We start from the raw sequence: 21,681 nt of genomic DNA on the forward strand, positions 1-21,681 counted from the left end.
CCACATTTTATGATCCCGGTACGGCGACGATGAACGTCTGATAATGGGTGGGAGAGTAGTAGACGGAGCCATCCGAGCCTGTAACGATTCGCTCTCTACCCGGATTGGGGTTGTCCCTCGACTGAACCGTTCCCCACTCTCGATATGTAATTGCTTTACCCGAACTGTCGTGCGTCGGAAGGATGCATCCGCCAGTCTCGCCGTCGTTCCGGAAGGTCTCTGGCCCTATCGGCCCCATTCGCTGACCGCCGGCGCCTTGCGCTTCAACACCATACCTCTGGATATCACGAATGACAGCCTGAGACTCCGCAGGAATGGATCTTGGGATCCATCCGCCCAGTCTAGTACGGCAGCCGCCATTAGCCGTGTGAGCATCGGGTGGGGTCGGCTGTGCTCGTTCTCGCTTGGTGCGCGTGAACCCGTCTCCGATCTGAGGCTGTCCACACGACCGGCACGCCCCGCCCGCATCGCGGGACGGCCCCGGCCCCGGCCGCCCGCGTAACAATGGTGTAACTTATGGTCAGTAGGAATACGGCTGTCCGTCACTTCCCTCACCGACTGCCCGGTTGTTCCTCCCTCGCGGTGGTCGGTCCGCTGCGGATCGGAATGCCCGAGATGCGACCGAGTTCCCTCGTGGTGGTGGCCAACCGGCTCCCCATCGACGACAGCGTGGCACCCGACGGGGCCTGTGAGTGGCGCCGCAGCCCCGGCGGGCTGGTCAGCGCGCTGCACCCCCTGCTGCGGCACACCCCGGCCGCCTGGGTCGGCTGGGCCGGCGGCACCGGCCCCGCGCCCCGCCTCCCCGACATCGACGGTGTCCGCATGCACCCCGTCGCGCTCACCGCCGAGGACCTGCGCGACCACTACGAGGGCTTCGCCAACGCGACCCTCTGGCCGCTCTACCACGACGCAGTCGAGCAGCCGGAATACCACCGCCGCTGGTGGGAGGCGTACCAGCGGGTCAACCAGCGGTTCGCCGAGGCGGCCGCGGCGGTGGCCGAGCCGGGCGGCCTGGTCTGGGTGCAGGACTACCACCTGCAACTGGTCCCCGGCCTGCTCCGGGCGCTCCGGCCCGACCTACGGATCGGCTTCTTCCTGCACGTGCCGTTCCCGCCGCCGGAGCTGTTCATGCAGCTGCCCCGGCGGGCCGAGCTGCTGCGCGGCATGCTCGGCGCCGACCTGATCGGTTTCCAGCGGGCCCAGGCCGCGCACAACTTCGCCCAACTGGTGGCGAAGGTGCTCGACCTGCCGGCCACCGACCGGCGGATCGGCGTCGACGACCGGGTGGTGCGGGTCGGGGCGTACCCGGTCTCGATCGACACGGCCGAGATGGCCGCGCTCGCCAGCCGTCCCGACGTGACCGCCCGGGCCCGCCGGCTGCGCCACGACCTCGGCGACCCGCCGCAGGTGATCCTCAGCGTCGACCGGATGGACTACACCAAGGGCATCGAGCAACGGCTCAAGGCCTACAGCGAGCTGCTGGCCAGCGGCGACGTCAAGGTCCGGGACACGGTGCTGGTCCAGGTGGCGGTGCCCAGCCGGGAGCGGGTCGGCCAGTACCAGATCCTGCGGGACCGGGTGGAGCGCGAGGTCGGCCGGATCAACGGCGAGTTCGGCCGGGTCGGCGAGCCGGCCATCCACTACCTCACCCGGCCCTTCGACCGTGCCGAGCTGGCCGCCCTCTACCGGATCGCCGACGTGATGGCGGTGACCCCGCTGCGGGACGGGATGAACCTGGTCGCCAAGGAATACGTCGCCGCCCGGGTGGACGACACCGGCACCCTGCTGCTCAGCGAGTTCGCCGGCGCGGCGACCGAGCTGAAGCAGGCGTACCTGGTCAACCCGCACGACCTGGAGGGCCTCAAGCAGATGCTGCTTACCGCGCTGCGGGCCGGCCCGGAGGACGTCGGCGACCGGATGCGGGCGATGCGCGCGCACCTGCACCGCCACGACATCCGCGCCTGGGCCCGCTCCTACCTCAGCGCGCTGGACCAGACCGGCTCGCTGGTCACCCGGCTGGGCAGCACCGGCTGACCGGGCCGGTCACACCCGCTGCGGGTCCTTGACCAGCCAGTCGAGGATCGCGTCGAGCGGCTCCCGCCACCGTGCGTCGAGCATCAGGTCGTGCCCCATGCCGGGGAAGAGCAGCGGGGCCGAGCCGTACCGGCGGGCGGCCCGGGTCAACGCGGCCGGCGGCACCACCCGGTCGTCCGGACTGCCCAGCACCAGCACCGGCGGGCGACCCACCGCCGGCTCCGCCTCCCGGCCGGCCAGCAGCTGCCACTGCGCGCGCCGGCCGGCCCGGCCGAGCCGCGAGACGTACCGGCGGGCGTCGGCGTCGGGCAGCTCCCCGCTGAACAGCTGCCGACGGCTGAGCCGCAGGCCGGCGCCGACCAGCGCGGGCAGCGTACCGGCCGGGTTGCGGCGCAGCGCCACGCCGGCCGTCGACCACCCGCCGAGCACCGGCGCGACCAGCACCGCGGCCCGGGCCGGGTAGCGGGCCAGCGCGTGGGTCACCACGAGCGCTCCGGCGCCGTGCCCCACCAGCACCGCCTGGCGCGGCAGGCCCGCCGCCACCTGGACCACGTCGTGCGTGTACGCCCGCAGCGTCGCCTTCGGCGCCGGCTCGCTGCCGCCGTGCCCGCGCAGGCTCAGCGCGTACGCCGGGAAGCCGCGCGACGCGGCGTGCTCCAGCCAGTGCTCGGCGAACGCCCAGGCCCCGTGCCCGAAGCCGGGGACGAAGAGCAGCGGCGGCCGCCCCTCCTCCAGCTCCGGGACCGCACTCAGCACCTCCCGCCGGGCCGGCCGGACCGGGCGGGCCCACTCCCGGCCCCGCATGATCCTCAGCCGCTCGCTCATCTGGTCCGCCCTTCATCCGCGACCGCGGGACCCGGCCCCGCCACGTGGCGCGCGCTCACCGGCGCTTTCTCTGTTCGCGACTGCGGGGCTCGCAGGACCGGCTCACTCCTCGCGCTCACCGGCGCTTTCTCTGTTCGCGACTGCGGGGCTCGCAGAACCGGCTCACTCCTCGCGCTCACCGGCGCTTTCTCTGTTCGCGACTGCGGGGCTCGCAGAACCGGCTCACTCCTCGCGCTCACCGGCCTGCCTCCAGCTCGTGCAGGGCGCGCTGCACGGCGCGCAGGTAGTCGGCGTGGCCCACCTCGAACCAGTGCCGGCTGCTGTCCTTGACCTTGCCGGAGTACCGCTCCCCGGCCCCGGCCTCCACCCGGGACGCGAACGCGGCGGCCCGCTCCGGCCGGCTCAGCCGGGCCTGGAGCAGCCGGGCGAACAGGACGGTCTGCCAGTGCGACAGGGGGAACATGCCGGAGTCCGGCTGCACCAGGCCGGCCACCGCGAGGGTCGGGTACCCGGGGGCGAAGGCGTTGAGCCAGAGCCGGGGGCGACCCGAGGCATCGTCGTCGCCGAGCACCAACGGGTCGAGGAACTCGAAACGGGGCAGGTAGCCGGTGGCGAAGACGACCAGCTCGGGGTCGATCTCCCGGCCGTCGGTGAGGCTGACCCCGCCGGCGTGGAACCGGGCCAGCTCCGGCACCGGGATGATCTCGCCGTGGCCGACGTGGTAGACCAGCTGGCTGTTGGCGATCGGGTGGGTCTCGTAGACCCGGTGGTCCGGCTTCGGCAGGCCGAACCGGGTCAGGTCGCCGACGGTCAGCCGCAGCGTCCAGTGGTAGAGCCACTGCCGGATCCGCAGCGGCACGCGCAGCGCGAGCAGGGTGTCGTTGACCTGGTCGGCCGGGCGGCCGAGGACATACTTCGGGGCGTACCAGTAGCCGCGGCGGGTGGAGTGCCAGCAGCGGGACGCCTGCTGGGCGGCCTCGACCGCGATGTCGCAGCCGGTGTTGCCAGCGCCGACCACCAGCACCCGCTTGCCGCGTAGCTGCGCCGGGTCCTTGTAGGACGAGGCGTGCATGACCTCGCCCCGGAACTCCTCCAGCCCCTCGTAGCGGGGCAGCTTCGGCGCCCAGTTGTGGCCGTTGGCGACCACCACGGCGGCGTAGCGGGAGGTGCGCTCCGGGCCGTACCCGCCGGTGCTGCGGGTGGTGACGTCCCAGCGGTCGCCGGTCACCGGCTCGACCCGGACGACCTCGGTGCCGAACCAGATGTGCTGGCGCAGGTCGAAGTGGTCGGCGTACCGCTCGAAGTAGGACAGCAGCTGGCTGTGGTGCGAGTAGTCCGGCCAGGAGTCCGGCATCGGGAAGTCGGGGAACTGGGTGAACGGCCGCGACGAGATCAGGTGGGTGCTGGCGTACACCGGGCTGCGGTCGTGCCGCCAGTTCCACGCGCCGCCCACGCCGGTCTCGCGCTCGTAGCAGTCGACGCCGAAGCCGTGCTCTTTCAGGTTCTTCACGGCGGTCAGGCCGCTGGCGCCGGCGCCGATGACGCAGACCGTGTCGCCCCGGTCGGAGACCGGACGGTCGTCCCGGTTGGGGGCGAGCGTGGTCTCCGGCTCGGGCCGGCCGTGCTCGGTGGAGGGGGGCACCGGGGTATCTCCTTATGTGCGGCACGAACGCCGGTTCGACGGGCATCCTCCCCGTACCCCCAGCCGGTTGTCCAGCCCTGCCCTCCGGGCGCCGGGCGGCCCGCGGGCCGTGACCGGGGCCGGCCCTCAGTCGGTGGGTGGCAGGAGCAGGTCGGCCAGGACCGGGAAGTGGTCGCTGGCCCGGCGGGTGAGCGGGGTGTCGACCACGTCGTACCCGGCCACCGTCCCCCGCGGGTCGACGAAGAGGGCGTCGATGCGCCGGCGGGGGTCGGCGCAGGAGTAGGTGTGCCGGTCGGCGGCGTTGGCGGCCACCGCCGCGTCGGTCAGTCCCCTGCCGACGGTGTGCCAGGCCTCCCCGTCGGGACCCTCGTTGAGGTCCGCACCGAGCACCACCGGCAGGTCGGCGCCAGCCAGCTCCCGCTTGAGCAGGGCGGCCTGGCCGGGACGCTCGGCCGGGTCGGTGGACAGGTGCGAGCCGGCCAGCAGGAACCGCGCGCTGCCAACCGCGCACTCGGCGTACGCCGCGCCACGCAGGTGCCGCCCGGGGGTCAGCGGGAACCGCTGGCAGCGGGTGGCCAGCACCCGGACCCGGAGGCTGGTCAGCAGCAGGTTGCCCAGCGACGGCAGGCCACCGGCGGCCACCACCAGACCGAAGGACTCGGCGAGCGTGGCGCAGCGCTGCCGCCAGCGGAACCGGCGCGGGGCCTCCTGCACGATCACCACGTCGGGGGCCGCCGCGCGGACCACCGCCGCCAGCGCGGCCGGGTCGTCGCGCTGGCTGTGGATGTTGTACGACACCACCCGCAGCCGCACCGCGCCCTGCGGCGTCGGCGCGGCACTCACAGCCTGCGGGCGAGGTCGGCGGCGCCGATGACGCCGGCGGTGTTGCCCAGCTCGGCGGGGCGCACCTCGGCCACCGGGAGCCGGCTGCGCTGGGCCAGCGCGGCGGCGAACGAGCGCCGGGTCGGGCCGAGCAGCAGGTCGCCGGCCTCGACGACGCCGCCGCCGACCACCAGGACCTGCGGGTCGAGGATCTGGGCCATGTCGGCGAGGCTGGTGCCGAGCCAGCGCCCGATCTGGGCGAACGCCTCGGCGGAGATCGGGTCGCCGCCCTGCGCGGCGGCGGTGACCATCGGGCCGGTGATCGCCTCGGCGTCGCCGCCGGCCAGGTCGAGCACGGCGGTGGCACGCTGCGGCTCCTGCCGGGCGCCGGCCCGGGCGAAGCGGACCAGGGCGCTGCCGCTGGCGTACTGCTCGATGCAGCCGAGCCGGCCGCAGCCGCACTGGTGGCCGTCCGGCACGGTCAGCATGTGGCCCAGCTCGGCCGCGATGCCGTTGGCGCCGCGCAGCAGCTCGCCGCCGAGCACGATGCCGCCGCCGACGCCGGTGCCGATGGTGAACATGACCATCGAGTCGTCGGCGTCCCGGGCCGCGCCGTAGCGGAACTCGGCCCAGGCGGCCACGTTGCCGTCGTTCTCCACGATGACCGGCAGGCCGGTCGCGTTGCTGACGTACTCACGCAGCGGCTCGTCCCGCCAGGCCAGGTTGGGGGCGAAGAGCACGGTGGAGCGGGAGGCGTCGATCCAGCCGGCCGCGCCGATGCCGACCGCGCCGACCTCGTGCCCGACGGCCAGCTCGGTGACCAGCTCGATGATGACGTCCCGGGTCTTGCCGACATCGTCCGCGGGGGTGTCCCGTCGGGCCTGCACGAGAACGGCGCCGGTGTCGTCCACGACACCGCCGGCCACCTTCGTGCCACCGACGTCGACTCCGATGGTCAGCGTCACCGCTGCCACTCCCCTCTGCTGTGCTGCCCGACATCGGCCGGACCGGCCGTGCGCTGTCGAATGTCCGGTGTTCAGGCCCCGTCGCCTGGTGCGTCCCCGCCCGCGCCGGCCGGCGCACGCGAGGCGGGCACCACCGGACGGTCGGCCGTCGGCCGGACCTGGGCCGGTGCTGCGACCGGCCCGGCGTCGTCGACGGGCGGGGCAGCGGCGGCCGGCACGGCCGCGTCCGCCGCCCGCGTGGCGGTCGACCAGACGTCCCGCTCCGGCACCGACGGAGAATCATGCCCGGTACGGGTCGCCTCGCGCCACACGTGGTCAGCGTCGGCGTCCGACCCGGCGGCGCGCCCGGCCGCACCGGTGGCGGCGCCGGCCGGAGCGGGCGGGGCCTTCCCGCCGTCGGCGGGCGCGAACGCGCGCAGCAGGCTGGCGATCCCGGCGGCCAGGTCACCCGCGCCGGTGGCGAGCCGCTCGGCGAATTCCGGACTCGGGTCCCGCAAGGCCGCGATACCGCGGCAGACCGGACAGACGCAGCACTCGGGCGAACCGGTGGCGAATCCCCCGGTGCCGCCGGAGTCGCCGGCCGGACGGGACGCGCCGCCACCGTGACCGAGGACACCCGAGAGGATCCCGCCGAGCGGACCCCACGGGTCGCCTCCGGCGCCCGGGTTGGCCAGCCGTGCCGTGGCGAGCAGCGTGGCGACCAGCCGCTCAGCCTCCTCCCGGGCGGAGCCCGGTTGCGTACCCCCCATGGTCGGCTCCTCTACCGTGCCGCCGGCTGCCGCGTCACTGTGCCGCACCGGATGCTTCTACCCGGCGCTTGAGCTGCTTCAACGCCGTATCCATGATCATTTTTTCGGCCTTGCGGCGAAACATGCCGAGCATGCCCACCGACAACTCGACCTCAAGGGTGTAGGTGACCGTGGACGTCCCGTCCGGGTTGCCGACGATGTCGTACGACCCGCGCTGGGACTTCTGCATCTTCGATGGCGCCACCAGGTCCCACTCGATCCGGGACAGGTCCTCTGCGTACTCGTACGCCAGCACGTACTCGTCGGCCATCACCCCGGCGTCGATCGTGAAGTGGACCTGGCTGGCGTAGCCGTCCTCGTACTCCTCGACCACCTCCGCCCGGCGCACCGCGTCGGTCCACTCGGGGTAGCTCGCGAAGTCGCAGATGACCGCCGCCACCCGGTCGGGTGACGCGCCGACAATGATCGACTGGGTGGAGGAGTCCGCCATGGGGGGGAGGCTACCCGGAGCGACGCCCGCGCGCGCCGCTCCACCCCCGCCGCGCCCGGCGCGGCGGGCGCGCGCCGGCCGGGCGCGACAGCGGCGACCCACCAGCCGGGCGGGCAACCTCCCTACCCCACCCACCCGCGTGTGCGGGTAGGTTTCGACAGAGCCGACCCGCCACGACGACCCGGCCCGGCCAGTGCGAGCACGAGGGAGTGCAGGTGCGCGAGTTCTCCGTTCCGCCGATCGTCACCGTCGGCGACGCGGCCAACCTGACCGACCCGGTCTGGGACAACGCCGAGGTCGCGCCGGACGCGGTGCAGTTCGTCCGGCCCGCCGCCGGCGCCGAGGGCCCCGCCCAGGTGGACGTGACCTGCCGGCAGTTCCGCGACGAGGTCGTCGCCGTGGCCCGCGGCCTGATCGGGGCCGGCATCAACCCCGGCGACCGGGTCGCCCTGATGAGCCGCACCCGCTACGAGTGGACCCTGATCGACTACGCCATCTGGGCGGCCGGCGCGGTGACCGTCCCGATCTACGAGACCTCCAGCGCCGAGCAGGCCGCCTGGATCATCGCCGACTCCGGCGCCGTCGCCGTCGTGGTGGAGTCCAACGCGCACGCCACCCTGGTCGCCGGCGTCCGCGACCGGACGCCCGAGCTGCGCCAGGTCTGGCAGATCGAGCCGGGCGGGGTGGACGAGATCATCGCGGCCGGCGCGTCGGTCGAGCCGACGGAGGTCGAGCGGCGCCGCAAGGCGGTCCGGGCCGCCGACATCGCCACCATCATCTACACCAGCGGCACCACCGGCCGACCCAAGGGCTGCGTGCTGACCCACCGCAACATGTACGCCGACATCGCCAACGCGGTGCCCGTGCTGCCGAACCTGTTCCGCCCCGGCGCGTCGACCGTGCTCTTCCTCCCGCTGGCGCACGCCTTCGCCCGGCTCATCCAGATCGGCGTGGTGCAGGCCCGGGTCACCATGGCACACTGCGCCGACACCAAGAACCTGGTCGGCGAGCTTCAGGAGTTCAAGCCGACCTTCGTGCTCTCCGTGCCCCGGGTCTTCGAGAAGGTCTACAACGGCGCCCGGCAGAAGGCCGAGGCGGACGGCAAGGGCAAGATCTTCGACCGGGCCGAGCGGGTCGCCATCGCCTACAGCGAGGCGCTGGAGACCCCCGCCGGCCCGGGCCTGGGCATGCGCGCCCAGCACGCGCTCTTCGACAAGCTGGTCTACCGCAAGCTGCGGGCCGCGCTCGGCGGCCGGTGCCGGGACGCGATCTCCGGCGGCGCCCCGCTCGGCGCCCGGCTCGGGCACTTCTTCCGCGGCATCGGGGTGACCATCTGCGAGGGCTACGGCCTGACCGAGACCTCCCCCGCCGCCGCCGCGAACCTGCCGACCGCCACCCGCATCGGCACGGTCGGCCGTCCGCTGCCCGGCGTCACCATCCGGATCGACGACGACGGCGAGATCCTGATCGCCGGCGACCTGATCTTCGAGGGCTACTGGCGAAACGAGGCGGCCACCGCCGACGCGCTCACCGGCGACGGCTGGTTCCGCACCGGCGACCTGGGCCGGATCGACGACGACGGGTTCGTCAGCATCACCGGCCGCAAGAAGGAGATCATCGTGACGGCCAGCGGCAAGAACGTCGCCCCGGCCGTGCTGGAGGACCAGGTCCGGGCGCACCCGCTGGTCAGCCAGTGCCTGGTGGTCGGCGACCGGCAGCCGTTCATCGCCGCCCTGGTCACCGTCGACGAGGAGGCGCTGCCGAAGTGGCTGGCCGCGCACGGCCTGCCGGAGGACACCCCGGTCGAGCGGCTGATCGACCACGAGGCGCTGCGCACCGAGATCCAGGGCGCGATCGACCTGGCCAACCAGTCGGTCTCCAAGGCCGAGGCGATCAAGGTCTTCCGGATCCTGCCCCGGGACTTCACCGAGGCCACCGGCGAGCTGACCCCGTCGCTCAAGGTCAAGCGCCAGGTCGTGCACAAGACGTACGCGTCCGAGATCGCCGAGATCTACCGGGGCTGACTACCATCCGTCACGTGCCCGCCCCCACAGCTGTCCGGCCGCAGCCACAGCCCCTCGCCGTCGCGGCACGCGGGGTCATGCTCGCGCTGGTCGCCGTCCTGACCCTGTCCGCCACCCGCGACCCCGCCCAGCTGTGGTGGATCGCCCTGCTGGCGGTCGCCGGCCTGCCGGCGGTACTCGCCCCCGAGCACCGGCTGCTCGGCCCGCTCAGCCGGGTCGCCGAGGCGGTGCTGCTGGGGTTGGCCGCCAGCCAGGTCGCCGTCGAGTCCGCCCTCGGCGGGTCGGTCGGCGGGCTCGGCGCCTCGGCGGTGCTGCCGTACCTCGCGGTGCCGGTGACGGTGACCGCGCTGCGCCGCCGCTTCCGCGAGGGCGCGGCGCTGCTCGGGGTCACCGCGGCCACCCTGCTGATCGCCGGGGCGTTCACCCAGGTCGACGGCGGGCGGCAGCTCGGCCAGCCCGGCTACCTGGCGGTCTGCGCGCAATGGCTGATCCTGGCCGGGCTCGGCCTCTACGCGGCCGGCACGCTGCACCAGGTGATGCGGGTCCGCGGCGAGGGCAAGCCCCAGCCGTACGCGGAGGCGACCCGGCTGCTGACCCAGCTGCGCACGGTCGCCCGGCAGCTGCCCGGCGCCACCCTCGACCCGGGCGGCATCTCCGAGCACCTGCTGGAGGAGCTGCGCACCGTCGCCCCGAACAACCGCGCCGCGGTGCTCTCCGCCAGCGGCGGCGGCCGGCTGGTGGTGCTCGCCCAGGTCGGCGTGGACCGGGTGGACTGGGAGACCACCCTCGACGCGGACTCGGCCATCGCCGACGCCTGGGCCAGCCAGCAGCCGCAGACCGCGGCCCGGTCGCAGGCCCGCTCGCACCCTGGCGGGGGCGTCTCCGCGCTGATCGTGCCGCTGGTCGCCGGCGTACGCACGGTCGGGCTGGTGGTGCTGGAGGCCGACGCCGGGCACGCCTACCCGCCGACGGTGGTGTCCCGGGTGACCGCGCTGACCGGCCCCGCCGCGCTGCGGCTGGAGGCGGCGCTGCTCTTCGACGAGGTGCGGTCGCTGGCCACCAACGAGGAGCGGCAGCGGCTGGCCCGGGAGATCCACGACGGGGTCGCCCAGGAGCTGGTGATGGTCGGCTACGGCATCGACAACGCCCTGGCCACCGTGTACGACGACGCCGAGGAGACCGCCGAGGGGCTGCGCACGCTGCGCGGCGAGGTGACCCGGGTGATCACCGAGCTGCGGCTGAGCCTGTTCGAGCTGCGCAGCGAGGTGGACCGGCACGGCGGCCTGGCCGCCGCGATCGCCGAGTACGCACGCACCGTCGGCGCCTCCGGCGGCCTGCGGGTGCACCTGTCGCTGGACGAGTCCACGGCCCGGCTTCCGGCCGCCACCGAGGCCGAGTTGCTGCGCATCGCGCAGGAGGCGGTCACCAACGCGCGCAAGCACGCCGGTGCCTCGAATCTGTGGGTCACCTGCGAGGTGAACCCCCCGTACGCGCAGATCGAAGTGTCGGATGACGGTCACGGCATTGGTGACCAGCGTGCCGACGGGCACTACGGTCTTGCAATCATGGCCGAGAGGGCGGAACGTATCCGGGGCCGGTTGGAGATCAGGCCGCGACAGCCCAGCGGCACGACCGTGGCGGTGGTGGTTGGTTCCTCGCCCCGGCGCGATAACGTGCGTGGCAGCGCAGCAGGAGAAGGGGAGTAACCCGAGGATGACCACAAGCCCGACACCGGCCACTCGTACCAAGGTCCTCCTTGTCGACGATCACGACCTGATCCGCAAGGGCCTTCGGCACGCCTTCGAGCGCGATCGGCAGTTCGAGGTCGTCGGCGAGGCCGCCACGGCGGCGGAGGGCGTACGCCAGGCCGGCGCGCTGCAGCCGGACGTCGTGATCATGGACCTGCGCCTTCCGGACGGCAGTGGCCTGGAGGCCACCCGGGCCCTGCGCAAGTCCAGCGCGTCGATGGGGATCGTCGTGCTCACCATGTACGCCGGTGACGACCAGCTCTTCGGTGCGCTGGAGGCCGGGGCGAGCGCGTTCGTGCCGAAGACCGCACCGGCCGACGAGGTGGTGGCCGCCGCCCGGCACGCCGCCTCCTCCCCCAGCGCGTTCACCGCGGCCGACCTGGCCGAGGCGATGAAGCGCCGGCTGGCACCGTCCGGTCCGCAGCTCTCCCCCCGCGAGGGGCAGGTGCTGCGGCTGCTGGCCGACGGCATGAGCGTGGCCGGCATCGCCAAGCAGCTCTTCGTCAGCGAGTCCACCGCCAAGACCCACATTTCGAAGCTCTACGAGAAGCTGGGCGCGGCCAACCGCGCCCAGGCGCTGATGACCGCGCTACGGCTCGGCCTGCTCGAGGCTCCGGACGCGCCGAAGTTCTGAGGGCTCCCGCCCGTCGCCGAGAGGTCCGCGCCCGCCCGCCGGTCGCGGACCTCTCGGCTGTCCGGCGGGCACGGCACGGGCCGTGGTCCGAGCGCCCTGAGTGAGCGGACGGTCGCGCAACGATCGTGGCCTTTGCACCCGGACGAAGCGGGGGCAGAATACCCAGGTGGCCCGCGCGGGCGACGATTCTCGCGTTTGTCGACTAAAGGGGTGGGCATGCAGCGGCCGGACTGGGCACCCGACGACATCGACATCGAGCGCCCCAGCGTCGCCCGCATGTACGACTACTACCTCGGCGGCTCGCACAACTTCGCGGCCGACCGGGCGGCGGCCCGGGCGATGATGGACGCGGTGCCCGAGGCCCCGCTGATGGCCCAGGCCAACCGGGCGTTCATGCGCCGGGCGGTGCAGTACCTGGTCGACTCCGGCGTACGCCAGTTCCTCGACATCGGCTCGGGCATCCCCACCGTCGGCAACGTGCACGAGATCGCCCAGCGCGCCGCGCCCGACTCCCGGGTGGTCTACGTCGACGTGGACCCGGTGGCCGTGGCCCACAGCCGGGAGATCCTCCAGGGCAACCCCGGCGCCACGGTCATCCAGGAGGACCTGCGCCGGCCGGAGGCGATCCTGGGCCACCCCGAGGTGACCAAGCTGCTCGACCTTTCCCAGCCGGTCGCCGTGCTGATCGTGGCGGTGCTGCATTTCATCCCGGACTCCGACCGGCCGGAGGAGGTCCTGCGGACGCTGCGCGAGACGCTGGCGCCCGGCAGCTACCTGGTGATGTCGCAGGCCAGCGACGAGGACCGCGGCGACACCGGCGAACGGGCCGAGGCCGAGCGGGTCTACCGCCGCACCGACAGCCCGCTCTGGATCCGCAGCCGGGCCGAGCTGGCCGCGCTCTTCGACGGGTTCACGCTGCTCGACCCGGGCGTGGTCTGGGTGCCGCAGTGGCGGCCGGAGTCGCCGGAGAGCGCCGAGGACGCCGCGCAGGCGGTCTTCATGGGTGGCGTCGGACGCCTCGGTGGGTGAGACACCGGACCTGCCGGGGCACCCGTCGCGCCCCGGCACGTTCGCCCGCGCCTGGGCCAAGGCGGTCTCGGGCACCAGCTACCTGCCGATGACCCAGGCGCAACTGGAGCTGCTGCTGCAACAGCTCACCGAGCGGTTGGCCGGGGCCCTGCGGGCCGAACCGTTCGACCCGCGCGTCGGGCACCAGGTGGGCGCGGAGCTGGTCGCCGCCCACATCGCCTCGGCCGAGGGGCTGGGCCGCACCGTGGAGGTCATCCAGCTCCGGCTGATCCGCGACCTCGGGCTGGTCGCCGACGACGTCGAGGACCGGATGGCCCGGCTGCTGGCCACCGTCGCCACCGGGTACGCCCGGGCGCTGCGCGACCGGACGCTCGACGAGCAGGAGTCGATCCGCCGGGCCGCGATGGTGGCCCGGGCCCAGGCCGAACGGGCGCTGCGCGACAGCGAGTCCCGCTTCCGCCACCAGGCCACCCACGACCCGCTGACCGGCCTGCCCAACCGCGTCCTGTTCACCGAGCGGCTCACCGCGGCGATCGGCGGGCCGGGCCGGGGCGCCGACCGGGTGGGTGTCTGTTTCCTCGACCTCGACCGGTTCAAGGTGGTCAACGACTCGCTCGGGCACCAGGTCGGCGATGCCCTGCTGGTGTCGGTGGCGCGGCGGCTGCGCGCGGCGCTCGGCGAGCACCTGATCGCCCGGCTCGGCGGCGACGAGTTCATCATCCTGGTCGAGCGCACCGCCCGGGTCGAGGACGTGGTCGAGGTCGCCGAGGCGGCGCTGGCCGCGCTCGGCGAGCCGGCCCTGGTCGACGGGCACGAGCTGACCATCACCGCCAGCATCGGCATCGTGGAGCGCCCGGTGGCCGGCACCACGCCCGGTGAGCTGATGCGGGCGGCGGACAGCACCCTGCACTGGGCCAAGGCGGCCGGGGGCGCGCGCTGGTCAGTGTTCGACCCGGACCGGCACCGCGCCGACCTGGACCGGTACGCCCTCTCCGCGGCGATCCCCGCCGCGATCGACCGGGCCGAGTTCTTCCTCGACTACCAGCCGCTGACCTCGCTGCGGGACGGCACGCTGCTCGGCGTGGAGGCGCTGGTCCGCTGGCGCCACCCGGGCCTGGGCGTGCTGCGGCCCGACAGCTTCATCGGGCTGGCCGAGGAGACCGGCCTGATCGTCCGGCTCGGCGGCTGGGTGCTCGCGGAGGCGTGCCGCGAGGCGGAGAGCTGGGGCGCCGGATCCCCCTTCGTCAGCGTCAACCTGGCCGTCCGCCAGGTGCACCGGCCCGGCCTGGTGCAGGAGGTGCGGGGCCTGCTGGCAGCCACCGGCCTGCCACCGGAACGGCTCCAACTGGAGATCACCGAGAGCACCATGATGAGCACCACGGGGGACCCGGTCCGGGCCCTGCGGGTCCTGGCCGACCTCGGCGTACGGATCGCCATCGACGACTTCGGCACCGGCTACTGCAACCTGGCGTACCTGCGGGACCTGCCGGTGACCGAGCTGAAGGTGGCCGGGGAGTTCGTCGCCGGGCTGCGCGCCCCGGCGGTCGACCCGGCCAGCCGCACCGACGAGCGGATCCTCGCCTCGCTGGTGTCGCTGGCCCACGCGCTGGACCTGACGGTCACCGCCGAGGGGGTGGAGACGGCCGGGCAGGCCGACCGCCTGCGGGCGATCGGTTGCGACGCCGGCCAGGGCTGGTACTTCGGGCGGCCCGGGCCGGCCGACCGCTGCCTCGGCCGCTCCCCCGCGCTGTCCACCACGGTCGGGGCCGGGCCGGTCGGGTCACCCGGGTAGCGACGGCCCGGCGGCGGTGCGACGCGGCGCCCGGCCCGGCACCGGCAGCTGGCCGTCGTCCCCGTTGAGGTACGTCAGCACCGCCAGCACCCGCCGGTTGTCGTCGTCCGACGGCGGCATCCGCAGCTTGCTGAAGATGTTGTTGATGTGCTTGCTGACCGCCTTCTCGGTGACGAAGAGCCGGGCGGCGATCGCCGCGTTGGACCGCCCCTCGGCCATCAGGCCCAGCACCTCGCGCTCCCGGGCGGTCAGCTCCTGCAACGGCTGGGCCCCGGACCGGCTGGCCAGCAGCTGGGAGACGACCTCCGGGTCCATCACCGTGCCGCCGCCGGCCACCCGGCGCACCGCGTCGACGAACTGGGCCACGTTGGACACCCGGTCCTTGAGCAGATAGCCGACGCCACCGGCGCGGTCGGAGAGCAGCTCCCGGGCGTAGAGCTGCTCGACGTGCTGGGAGAGCACCAGGATCGGCAGGCCGGGGATCTCGGTCCGGGCCCGGATGGCCGCCTGCAACCCCTCGTCGGTGAAGGTCGGCGGCAGCCGCACGTCGAGGACCGCCACGTCCGGGCGGTGGGCCACCAGGGCCGACAGCACCGACGGTCCGTTGTCGACGGCCGCGACCACCTCGAAACCGAACGCCTCGAGGATGCGGGTCAGCCCGTCCCGGAGGAGGGCGAGGTCTTCGGCGATGACAACTCGCAAGGCAGCTCCATGGTCACGACAGTGGGCCCGCCGGGCGGACTGGTCACCGCCATCGTTCCATCAAAGGCCGCGAGCCGTCGCCCGATACCGGCCAGCCCGCTGCCTGCCGCCAGATCCGCTCCGCCCCGGCCGTCGTCACCCACCACGATGGTCAGCCGGCCGTCACCGTAGTCCAGGTGGATCCAGGCGTGCGCGGCGCCGCTGTGCTTGGTGATGTTCGCCAGTCCCTCGGCCACCGCGAAGTACGCCGCGGACTCCACCGGCGCCACCGGGCGACCCGGCAGGTCGACCTCGACCTCCACCGGCAGCGGCACGGCCAGCGCGAGCGCCCGGACCGCGCCGTCCAGCCCGCGCTCGGCGAGCACCGGCGGGTGGATGCCGCGCACCAGGCCGCGCAGCTCGACCAGGGCCTGGCCGCTGGTCTCCCGCGCCTCGGCCAGCAGCCGCCCGACGGCGGCCGGGTCCTGCTCCAGCAGCTGCTCGGCCAGGCCGATGCTCATGCTCAGCGCGACCAGCCGGGCCTGCGCCCCGTCGTGCAGGTCACGCTCGATGCGGCGCAGCTCGGCCGCCTGGGCGTCGACGGTGTCGGCCCGGGTGACCGTGAGCTGGCGGACCCGCAGAGCCAGCTCCGCCGCCCGGGTCGGGGCCAGGAAGAGCTGGGCGAAGCGCAGGTGCAGCCAGACCAGCCACGGGGCGATGGCCAGGCCGCCGAGCAGGAGCAGCCACCCCTGCGGCAGCGCGGCCAGCGCCTCGGCGAGGTTGCCCATCGGCCAGAAGAGACCGTAGCCGTACGAGTCGATGGTGAGGTAGAGCACGAGCGGCACCCCGAGGGCACCCTCCAGCCCGTACAGCGGCACCGCGAACGCGAGCAGGCACGCCCCGCCGGTGATCGCGCCGGGAACGAGCCAGGCGAAGTCCCGCCAGGTGGCCGGGTCGCCCACCACCCACCGGAAGCGCCGCCAGCTGCCGAACTGCGCCCCCTCCGGCACCGGCCGGTACGGCGTGGCGATGGGCACGCCGCCCCACCGGGCGAGCCGGCGTTGCAGCCCGGTCGACAGCCGCACCAGCGCGGTCACCATCGGGAACAGCGCGAAGCCGATGCCGAAGGCGGGGATGAGCGCCAGCGACACCAGCGACAGCGCGAACAGCGCAAGGTTGGTGGTCAGGGAGAGCACGGCCACGGCCAGGCCCTGGAGGGCGGCGATCGCGCCGGGCCGGACCGTCTGGCGGGCGAACTCTCGTAGGGGGCTGTCCACGGCTCCATTCTCAATCACGAACGCCCGGGGTTCGGTGGTGCTATCACCACCGGCGTCGGGGACGTGCCACTCCTGTCTGCGCGGCCCGGGGCCAGAAGGATCGAAGGCAGGAAACAGCACCTGCCGCGGGCACGCGGTCCGCCTGGTTCCGCACCCGTCCGTCAGACCCCGATCCTCGGAGGAACCCGACATGTCCCGGCAACGACTGGCCGGTCTGCCGTCCGGCCGACGCAGCAAGTACGCCCTCATCGTCTTCTGGCTGGTCCTCGTCGCGGTGGCCGGCCCGCTCTCCATCAAGCTGAGCGAGGTGCAGGACAACGACACGCTCGGCTCGCTGCCTGCCAGCGTGGAGAGCAGCCGGGCCGTCGCGCGGGCCGAGGCGGCCTTCCCGGACTCGAAGAAGCCCGTGGCGATCGCCGTCTACGTCCGCGACGGCGGCCTCACCGACGCCGACCGCGCCAAGGTCGACGCCGACCGCGCCGTGTTCGCCCGGTACGCCGACGGCGGCGCGGTGTCGCCCCCGGTGCCGAGCGAGGACGGCAAGGCGCTGCTGGTCTCCTTCCCGGTCGCCGGCGACGACGTCCAGCGGCCCGAGGCGGTGACCGACGTCAAGGACCGGCTCGCCGTCGACCAGCCGGCCGGCCTGCGCACCGCGCTGACCGGCGACGCCGCGGCCGAGAGTGACGTCCTCGACGCGTTCGGCGGGATGGACACCACGCTGCTGCTGGCGACCGCGGCCACCGTCGCGGTGCTGCTCCTGGTCACCTACCGCAGCCCGGTGCTCTGGCTGATCCCGCTGATCACCGTCGGCGTCGCCAACCAGTTCGCCGGCGGGATCGTGTACCTGATGGCGAAGTACGGCGGGGTGGCGGTCGACTTCCAGAGCCAGACCATCCTGACCGTGCTGGTCTTCGGCGTCGGCGTGGACTACGCGCTGCTGCTCATCGCCCGGTACCGGGAGGAGCTGCGCCGGCACGCCGACCGGCACGAGGCGATGCGGGTGGCGCTGCGCCGGTCGTTCGGCGCGATCTGCGCCTCGGCGGCGACCGTCGCGATCGGACTGCTCTGCCTGCTCGCCGCCGACCTGCCGTCCACCCGCGGCCTGGGCCCGGTCGGCGCGGTCGGCATCGGCGCCGCCCTGCTGGCCATGACCACCCTGCTGCCGGCGGTGCTCGTCCTGTTCGGGCGGTGGCTGTTCTGGCCGTTCGTGCCGCGCTACACGCCGACCGCCGTCACCGCCGACGTGACCACGGACCACGGGATCTGGCGCCGGATCGCGGCGCTCGTCGGGGGCCGGCCCCGGGCGGTCTGGATCGGCACCGCGGCGGCGCTGGTGGCGCTGACCTTCGGCATCGGCAACCTCAGCATCGGCATGCCCAACGAGGAGGCCTTCACCTCGGAGGTCGGCTCGGTCACCGGTCAGCGGCTGATCGCGGCGCACTACCCGAGCGGCTCGGCGTCGCCCGCCGAGGTCCTGGCCACGGCGGGGACGACCGACCAGGTGGTCGCCGCCGCCCGGGCGGTGCCCGGCGTCGCCCGGGTCGACGAGCCGGAGCGCTCGCCGGACGGGGCCTGGGTCCGCATCCCGGCGGTGCTGGCCGACACGCCGGACAGCGACGCCGCCCTGGCCACCGTGGAGCGGCTCCGCACGGCGGTGCACGCGGTGCCCGGCGCCCAGGCGCTGGTCGGCGGCAGTACCGCCGTCCTGGTGGACCAGGAGCGCACGGTCGGCCGGGACAACCGGATCGTCATCCCGCTGGTCCTCGCCGTCGTCTTCGTCATCCTGGTGCTCCTGCTGCGGGCGCTGGTCGCGCCGCTGCTGCTGATGGTGAGCGTGGTCCTGTCGTACGCCGCCGCGATGGGGGCCGCCGGCTTCATCCTGGACGCGCTGGGCTACACCAAGCTCTTCGTGGGGATCCCGCTGCAGGCGTTCCTGTTCCTCGTCGCCCTCGGCGTCGACTACACGATCTTCCTGATGACCCGGGCCCGGGAGGAGACGGCGCGGCTCGGGCACCGGCCGGGCGTCCTGCGCGCGCTGACCGTGACCGGCGGGGTCATCACCAGCGCGGGCGTGGTGCTCGCGGCCACGTTCGGCGCGCTGGGCGTGCTGCCGCTGGTGCCGTCGATGCAGACGGGGGTGATCGTGGCGGTCGGCATCCTGCTCGACACGCTGCTGGTCCGCAGCCTGCTCATCCCGGCGCTCGCGCTCGACCTGGGCGCCCGCACCTGGTGGCCGGGGAAGCTGTCCCGGCGGACCGCCCCGACCAGCCCGGCGACCCCGGCTGAGCCGGTCCCATCCCGGGCCTGACCGGCGACGACACCCTCCGCCGCACCGGGCGGGCCGGGCTCGACAGCCCGCCCGCCCGGCCCCCGCGCCCGGCGACGCCCGGAGTGCCGGACGGCACCGACCGCAGTCCCCCCGGCCGGACCATCGCCGCACCACCGACCGGGTACGTCGGTCGGCGACAGCAGGACGAGGCCGGGATCGTCGAGACGTCGACGACCCCGGCAGACCGGGGCGACGGCCTGCGTCCCGCCGATCAGCCAGCGAGCAGTGCGGCCATCCGCTGCGCCTGGGTCTCCCAGCGCCACTCCCGCTCCACCCAGGCCCGGCCCGCCGCGCCGAGCTGCCGGGCCAGGTCCCGGTCCGCGAGCGGGGCAGCCACCCGGTCGGCCAGCTGGGCCACGTCCCGGCCGCGCACCACGTACCCGGTCTCCCCCTCGCGGACCGCGTCCGGCGCGCCGCCCGAGTCGCCGGCGACCACCGGCAGGCCGGTCGCGGAGGCCTCCAGGTAGACGATGCCGAGCCCCTCGACGTCCAGGCCCCGGTTGCGGGTGCGGCAGGGCATCGCGTAAACGTCACCGGCGGCGTAGTGCGCGGGCAGCTCGGCCGAGGGCACCGAGCCGGTGAAGACCACGTCCCGCTCGATGCCGGTCTGCCGGGCCAGCTTCTCCAGCGTCGCCCGGTACGGCCCGCCGCCGACCACCAGCAGCGCCGCGTCGGGCACCCGGCGGCGGATCTCCGGCATGGCCCGGATCAGCATGTCCTGCCCCTTGCGCGGCACCAGCCGGGACACGCAGACCACCACCGGCCGGTCGGCCAGCCCCAGCCGGACGCGGACCGGCTCGCCGTCGACGGACGGATGGTAGGTGTCCACGTCGACGCCGGGGGCCAGCCGGTGCAGGTCGGTCAACCCGTGCAGCGCCCGTTCGAGGCGTACCCGGGTGTAGTCGCCGAGGTAGGTGACCACGTCGGTGCCGCGGCCGATCCGGCGCAGCGCGGCCCGGGCGGCGGGCAGCGCCGCCCAGCCGACCTCGTGGCCGTGGGTCTGCGCGACCACCCGGCGGATACCGGCCCGGCGGCGCAGCCCGGCCGCGAGCAGGCCCAGCGGGGCGGCGGCGCCGAACCAGACGGTGTCGCAGTCGTGCTCGCGGGCCAGCCTCGCCGCCCGGCGGGCCACCAGCGGGGTGGGCAGCAGCACCCGGGTCCGCTCCCGGACCACCTCGAAGGGCTGGTCGGCGTCGAACTTCGCCGCCCCCCGCCAGCTGGAGGCGTAGACCACGACCGAGCCGGTGGGCTGCCGGACGGCGAGGTTGTGCACGAAGGACTGGATGCCGCCGGGACGAGGCGGGAAGTCGTTGGTGATCAGCAGCGTCCGGCTCATCTGCCGGCCTCCCTGGCGTAGGCGCGGGCGGCGGCCATCCGCTCCACGGTGGACGGGTGCGAGGCCGACCAGAGGTATTCCCAGCGCGGCGGGTCGGGATCAGCCAGGTTCACCCCGGCCAGCCTGCGCTGCATCGCCTCGAAGGTGGCCGGGTCGCGGGTCAGCGCGAGCGCGTGCGCGTCGGCGCGCGCCTCGACCCGACGGGAGACCAGGGCCTGCGCCGGTGCGGCGACCAGCCCGGCCACCGTCACCAGGGCGACCAGCAGCGGGAACGCGCGCGGCTCGGCCACGGAGTCGACGCCGGCCAGCCGCAGCAGCGGACCCCAGGAGCCGAGCAGGTAGAGCGCGACCACCGCCAGGGCGGCGCCGAGCGCGCCGGTGAGCGTGCCGATTGCCACGTCCCGGTCCTTCGCGTGCCCCAGCTCGTGCGCGACCACGCTGGTCACCTCGGCCGGGGTGGCCTCGCACAGCAGGGTGTCGTAGACCACCACCCGCCGGGTCGGCCCCAGCCCGGAGACGTACGCGTTGACCGCCTTCGTCCGTCGGGAGGCGTCGGCGACCAGCACATCACGGACCGGCACCCCGTCACGGGCGGCCATGGTCATCAGCTCGGTGCGCAGCGGACCCTGCTCCATCGGGGTGAACCGGTTGAACACCGGCTCCACCACGACCGGTAGGACGAAGGAGAGCAGCACGACCAGCCCGGCTGCCCCGGCCGCGCCGAACGCCCACCACCAGCGCGGGGCGAGTCGGGTCACGGTGTAGAAGCCGAGCAGCGCGACCGCGCCGATGACCGCGCTGACCGCGTACGACTTGAGCAGGTCCACGGCCCAGCCGCTCCAGCCGTGGGTGCTCAGCCCGTACCGGGCGAGCACGGACTGCCGCCAGGCGGCGAACGGCAGGGTGAGCAGATCGGCGACGAGCACCACGGCGAGCCCACCGAGCACCGCGCGCGCGGTCCAGTGGCCGCCGAACGGGCGCCCGGCCAGCTCGACCAGGCGGGCGCCGAGCGGGGTGAGCCCGAGCAGCAGCGCCACCAGCAGCCCGACCACCAGCCCGCCGTACGCGCCGGGGCGCAGCGCGGCACGGAACTCGCGCGCGTGGGCCACCTGGTCGACGGGGAGGTCGCCCAGCGCGGCGACCTGGTCGGCCCGGGGCGCCGGCGGCCGGCTCCACGGCACCAGCACGGCGCTGGCGACCAGCAGGGCCAGCACCAGCCCGCCGAGGGTCAGCACCGCCCACCCGCGGGGGGTCACGCCGGCACCTCGTACGCCGGCCCGCCGCCACCACGCCGTAACCGCGTC

General features: G+C 74.3%; 18 protein-coding genes. 7 read left to right on the top strand and 11 right to left on the bottom strand.

The genetic code is table 11. The features are described 5' to 3' along the window. Positions 1–7 precede the first annotated feature (7 nt). Complete coding sequence (locus ABZ807_RS14030) at positions 8–505, bottom strand: ribonuclease domain-containing protein (protein ID WP_357156552.1); 498 nt, start codon at positions 503–505, stop codon at positions 8–10. Positions 506–615: 110 nt separating this feature from the next. Between ABZ807_RS14030 and ABZ807_RS14035 the strand changes: the two genes are divergently transcribed. Then, positions 616–2,034 (top strand): trehalose-6-phosphate synthase, encoded by a 1,419-nt coding sequence (locus ABZ807_RS14035; RefSeq protein WP_357156554.1) that lies wholly within the window; start codon positions 616–618, stop codon positions 2,032–2,034. A gap of 9 nt (positions 2,035–2,043) precedes the next feature. On the opposite strand, the gene ABZ807_RS14040 is transcribed toward ABZ807_RS14035, so the two are convergent. From ABZ807_RS14040 to ABZ807_RS14065, 6 genes are all read right to left on the bottom strand, one after another. Then, positions 2,044–2,859 carry an alpha/beta fold hydrolase gene (locus ABZ807_RS14040; RefSeq protein ID WP_357156556.1) on the bottom strand — a complete coding sequence of 272 codons (816 nt, stop codon included), beginning with the start codon at positions 2,857–2,859 and terminating at the stop codon, positions 2,044–2,046. A 235-nt stretch (positions 2,860–3,094) separates the two neighbouring features. Further along, positions 3,095–4,501, bottom strand: a complete 1,407-nt coding sequence (locus ABZ807_RS14045) for an NAD(P)-binding domain-containing protein (protein ID WP_357156558.1) — start codon at positions 4,499–4,501, stop codon at positions 3,095–3,097. 126 nt (positions 4,502–4,627) lie between these two features. Further along, complete coding sequence (locus tag ABZ807_RS14050; RefSeq protein ID WP_357156857.1) at positions 4,628–5,314, bottom strand: endonuclease/exonuclease/phosphatase family protein; 687 nt, start codon at positions 5,312–5,314, stop codon at positions 4,628–4,630. Between the two features lie 26 nt (positions 5,315–5,340). Beyond that, positions 5,341–6,288 (bottom strand): ROK family glucokinase, encoded by a 948-nt coding sequence (locus ABZ807_RS14055; protein ID WP_357156560.1) that lies wholly within the window; start codon positions 6,286–6,288, stop codon positions 5,341–5,343. Between the two features lie 71 nt (positions 6,289–6,359). Then, positions 6,360–7,037 (bottom strand): hypothetical protein, encoded by a 678-nt coding sequence (locus ABZ807_RS14060; protein ID WP_357156562.1) that lies wholly within the window; start codon positions 7,035–7,037, stop codon positions 6,360–6,362. A gap of 34 nt (positions 7,038–7,071) precedes the next feature. Next, positions 7,072–7,527 (bottom strand): SRPBCC family protein, encoded by a 456-nt coding sequence (locus tag ABZ807_RS14065; RefSeq protein ID WP_357156564.1) that lies wholly within the window; start codon positions 7,525–7,527, stop codon positions 7,072–7,074. A gap of 215 nt (positions 7,528–7,742) precedes the next feature. Between ABZ807_RS14065 and ABZ807_RS14070 the strand changes: the two genes are divergently transcribed. From ABZ807_RS14070 to ABZ807_RS14090, 5 genes are all read left to right on the top strand, one after another. Beyond that, positions 7,743–9,551, top strand: a complete 1,809-nt coding sequence (locus ABZ807_RS14070; RefSeq protein WP_357156566.1) for an AMP-dependent synthetase/ligase — start codon at positions 7,743–7,745, stop codon at positions 9,549–9,551. A 14-nt stretch (positions 9,552–9,565) separates the two neighbouring features. Then, positions 9,566–11,257, top strand: coding sequence for a histidine kinase (locus tag ABZ807_RS14075; RefSeq protein ID WP_357156568.1), 1,692 nt, complete (start codon positions 9,566–9,568; stop codon positions 11,255–11,257). 7 nt (positions 11,258–11,264) lie between these two features. Continuing rightward, positions 11,265–11,933 carry a response regulator transcription factor gene (locus ABZ807_RS14080; RefSeq protein WP_007072219.1) on the top strand — a complete coding sequence of 223 codons (669 nt, stop codon included), beginning with the start codon at positions 11,265–11,267 and terminating at the stop codon, positions 11,931–11,933. A gap of 216 nt (positions 11,934–12,149) precedes the next feature. Beyond that, entirely contained in the window at positions 12,150–12,962 is an 813-nt protein-coding gene (locus tag ABZ807_RS14085; protein WP_357156570.1) for an SAM-dependent methyltransferase, read from the top strand. Positions 12,963–13,050: 88 nt separating this feature from the next. Continuing rightward, the gene (locus tag ABZ807_RS14090; RefSeq protein WP_357156860.1) at positions 13,051–14,754 is read left to right on the top strand and encodes a bifunctional diguanylate cyclase/phosphodiesterase; all 1,704 of its coding nucleotides are present in this window, start codon (positions 13,051–13,053) and stop codon (positions 14,752–14,754) included. Here the strand turns inward: ABZ807_RS14090 and ABZ807_RS14095 are convergent. Continuing rightward, a complete protein-coding gene (locus tag ABZ807_RS14095; RefSeq protein ID WP_357156572.1) occupies positions 14,743–15,456 on the bottom strand; it encodes a response regulator transcription factor in 714 nt (237 codons plus the stop codon). The genes ABZ807_RS14090 and ABZ807_RS14095 overlap by 12 nt on opposite strands. Next, positions 15,408–16,712, bottom strand: coding sequence for a histidine kinase (locus ABZ807_RS14100; RefSeq protein ID WP_357156574.1), 1,305 nt, complete (start codon positions 16,710–16,712; stop codon positions 15,408–15,410). The genes ABZ807_RS14095 and ABZ807_RS14100 overlap by 49 nt, the downstream gene beginning before the upstream one ends. A gap of 190 nt (positions 16,713–16,902) precedes the next feature. On the opposite strand from ABZ807_RS14100, the gene ABZ807_RS14105 reads away from it, so the two are divergent. Continuing rightward, complete coding sequence (locus tag ABZ807_RS14105) at positions 16,903–19,020, top strand: MMPL family transporter (protein ID WP_357156576.1); 2,118 nt, start codon at positions 16,903–16,905, stop codon at positions 19,018–19,020. 232 nt (positions 19,021–19,252) lie between these two features. Here the strand turns inward: ABZ807_RS14105 and ABZ807_RS14110 are convergent, their stop codons facing one another. Together ABZ807_RS14110 and ABZ807_RS14115 are read right to left on the bottom strand one after the other, a co-directional pair. Then, on the bottom strand, positions 19,253–20,377 hold the full coding sequence (locus tag ABZ807_RS14110) for a glycosyltransferase family 4 protein (protein ID WP_357156578.1): 1,125 nt from the start codon (positions 20,375–20,377) through the stop codon (positions 19,253–19,255). After that, entirely contained in the window at positions 20,374–21,633 is a 1,260-nt protein-coding gene (locus ABZ807_RS14115; RefSeq protein ID WP_357156580.1) for a M48 family metallopeptidase, read from the bottom strand. The genes ABZ807_RS14110 and ABZ807_RS14115 overlap by 4 nt, the downstream gene beginning before the upstream one ends. Positions 21,634–21,681 lie beyond the last annotated feature (48 nt).

Source organism: Micromonospora sp. NPDC047548, assembly GCF_040642975.1.
Lineage (GTDB): Bacteria > Actinomycetota > Actinomycetes > Mycobacteriales > Micromonosporaceae > Micromonospora.

What these genes read in the sequence shown, in the direction of transcription:
- ABZ807_RS14080 (WP_007072219.1), top strand. Translation starts at nt 11,265, where the DNA reads ATGACCACAAGCCCGACACCGGCCACTCGTACCAAGGTCCTCCTTGTC.
- ABZ807_RS14035 (WP_357156554.1), top strand. Translation starts at nt 616, where the DNA reads ATGCGACCGAGTTCCCTCGTGGTGGTGGCCAACCGGCTCCCCATCGAC.
- ABZ807_RS14105 (WP_357156576.1), top strand. Translation starts at nt 16,903, where the DNA reads ATGTCCCGGCAACGACTGGCCGGTCTGCCGTCCGGCCGACGCAGCAAG.
- ABZ807_RS14065 (WP_357156564.1), bottom strand. Translation starts at nt 7,527, where the DNA reads ATGGCGGACTCCTCCACCCAGTCGATCATTGTCGGCGCGTCACCCGAC.
- ABZ807_RS14110 (WP_357156578.1), bottom strand. Translation starts at nt 20,377, where the DNA reads ATGAGCCGGACGCTGCTGATCACCAACGACTTCCCGCCTCGTCCCGGC.
- ABZ807_RS14085 (WP_357156570.1), top strand. Translation starts at nt 12,150, where the DNA reads ATGCAGCGGCCGGACTGGGCACCCGACGACATCGACATCGAGCGCCCC.
- ABZ807_RS14090 (WP_357156860.1), top strand. Translation starts at nt 13,051, where the DNA reads ATGACCCAGGCGCAACTGGAGCTGCTGCTGCAACAGCTCACCGAGCGG.
- ABZ807_RS14060 (WP_357156562.1), bottom strand. Translation starts at nt 7,037, where the DNA reads ATGGGGGGTACGCAACCGGGCTCCGCCCGGGAGGAGGCTGAGCGGCTG.
- ABZ807_RS14040 (WP_357156556.1), bottom strand. Translation starts at nt 2,859, where the DNA reads ATGAGCGAGCGGCTGAGGATCATGCGGGGCCGGGAGTGGGCCCGCCCG.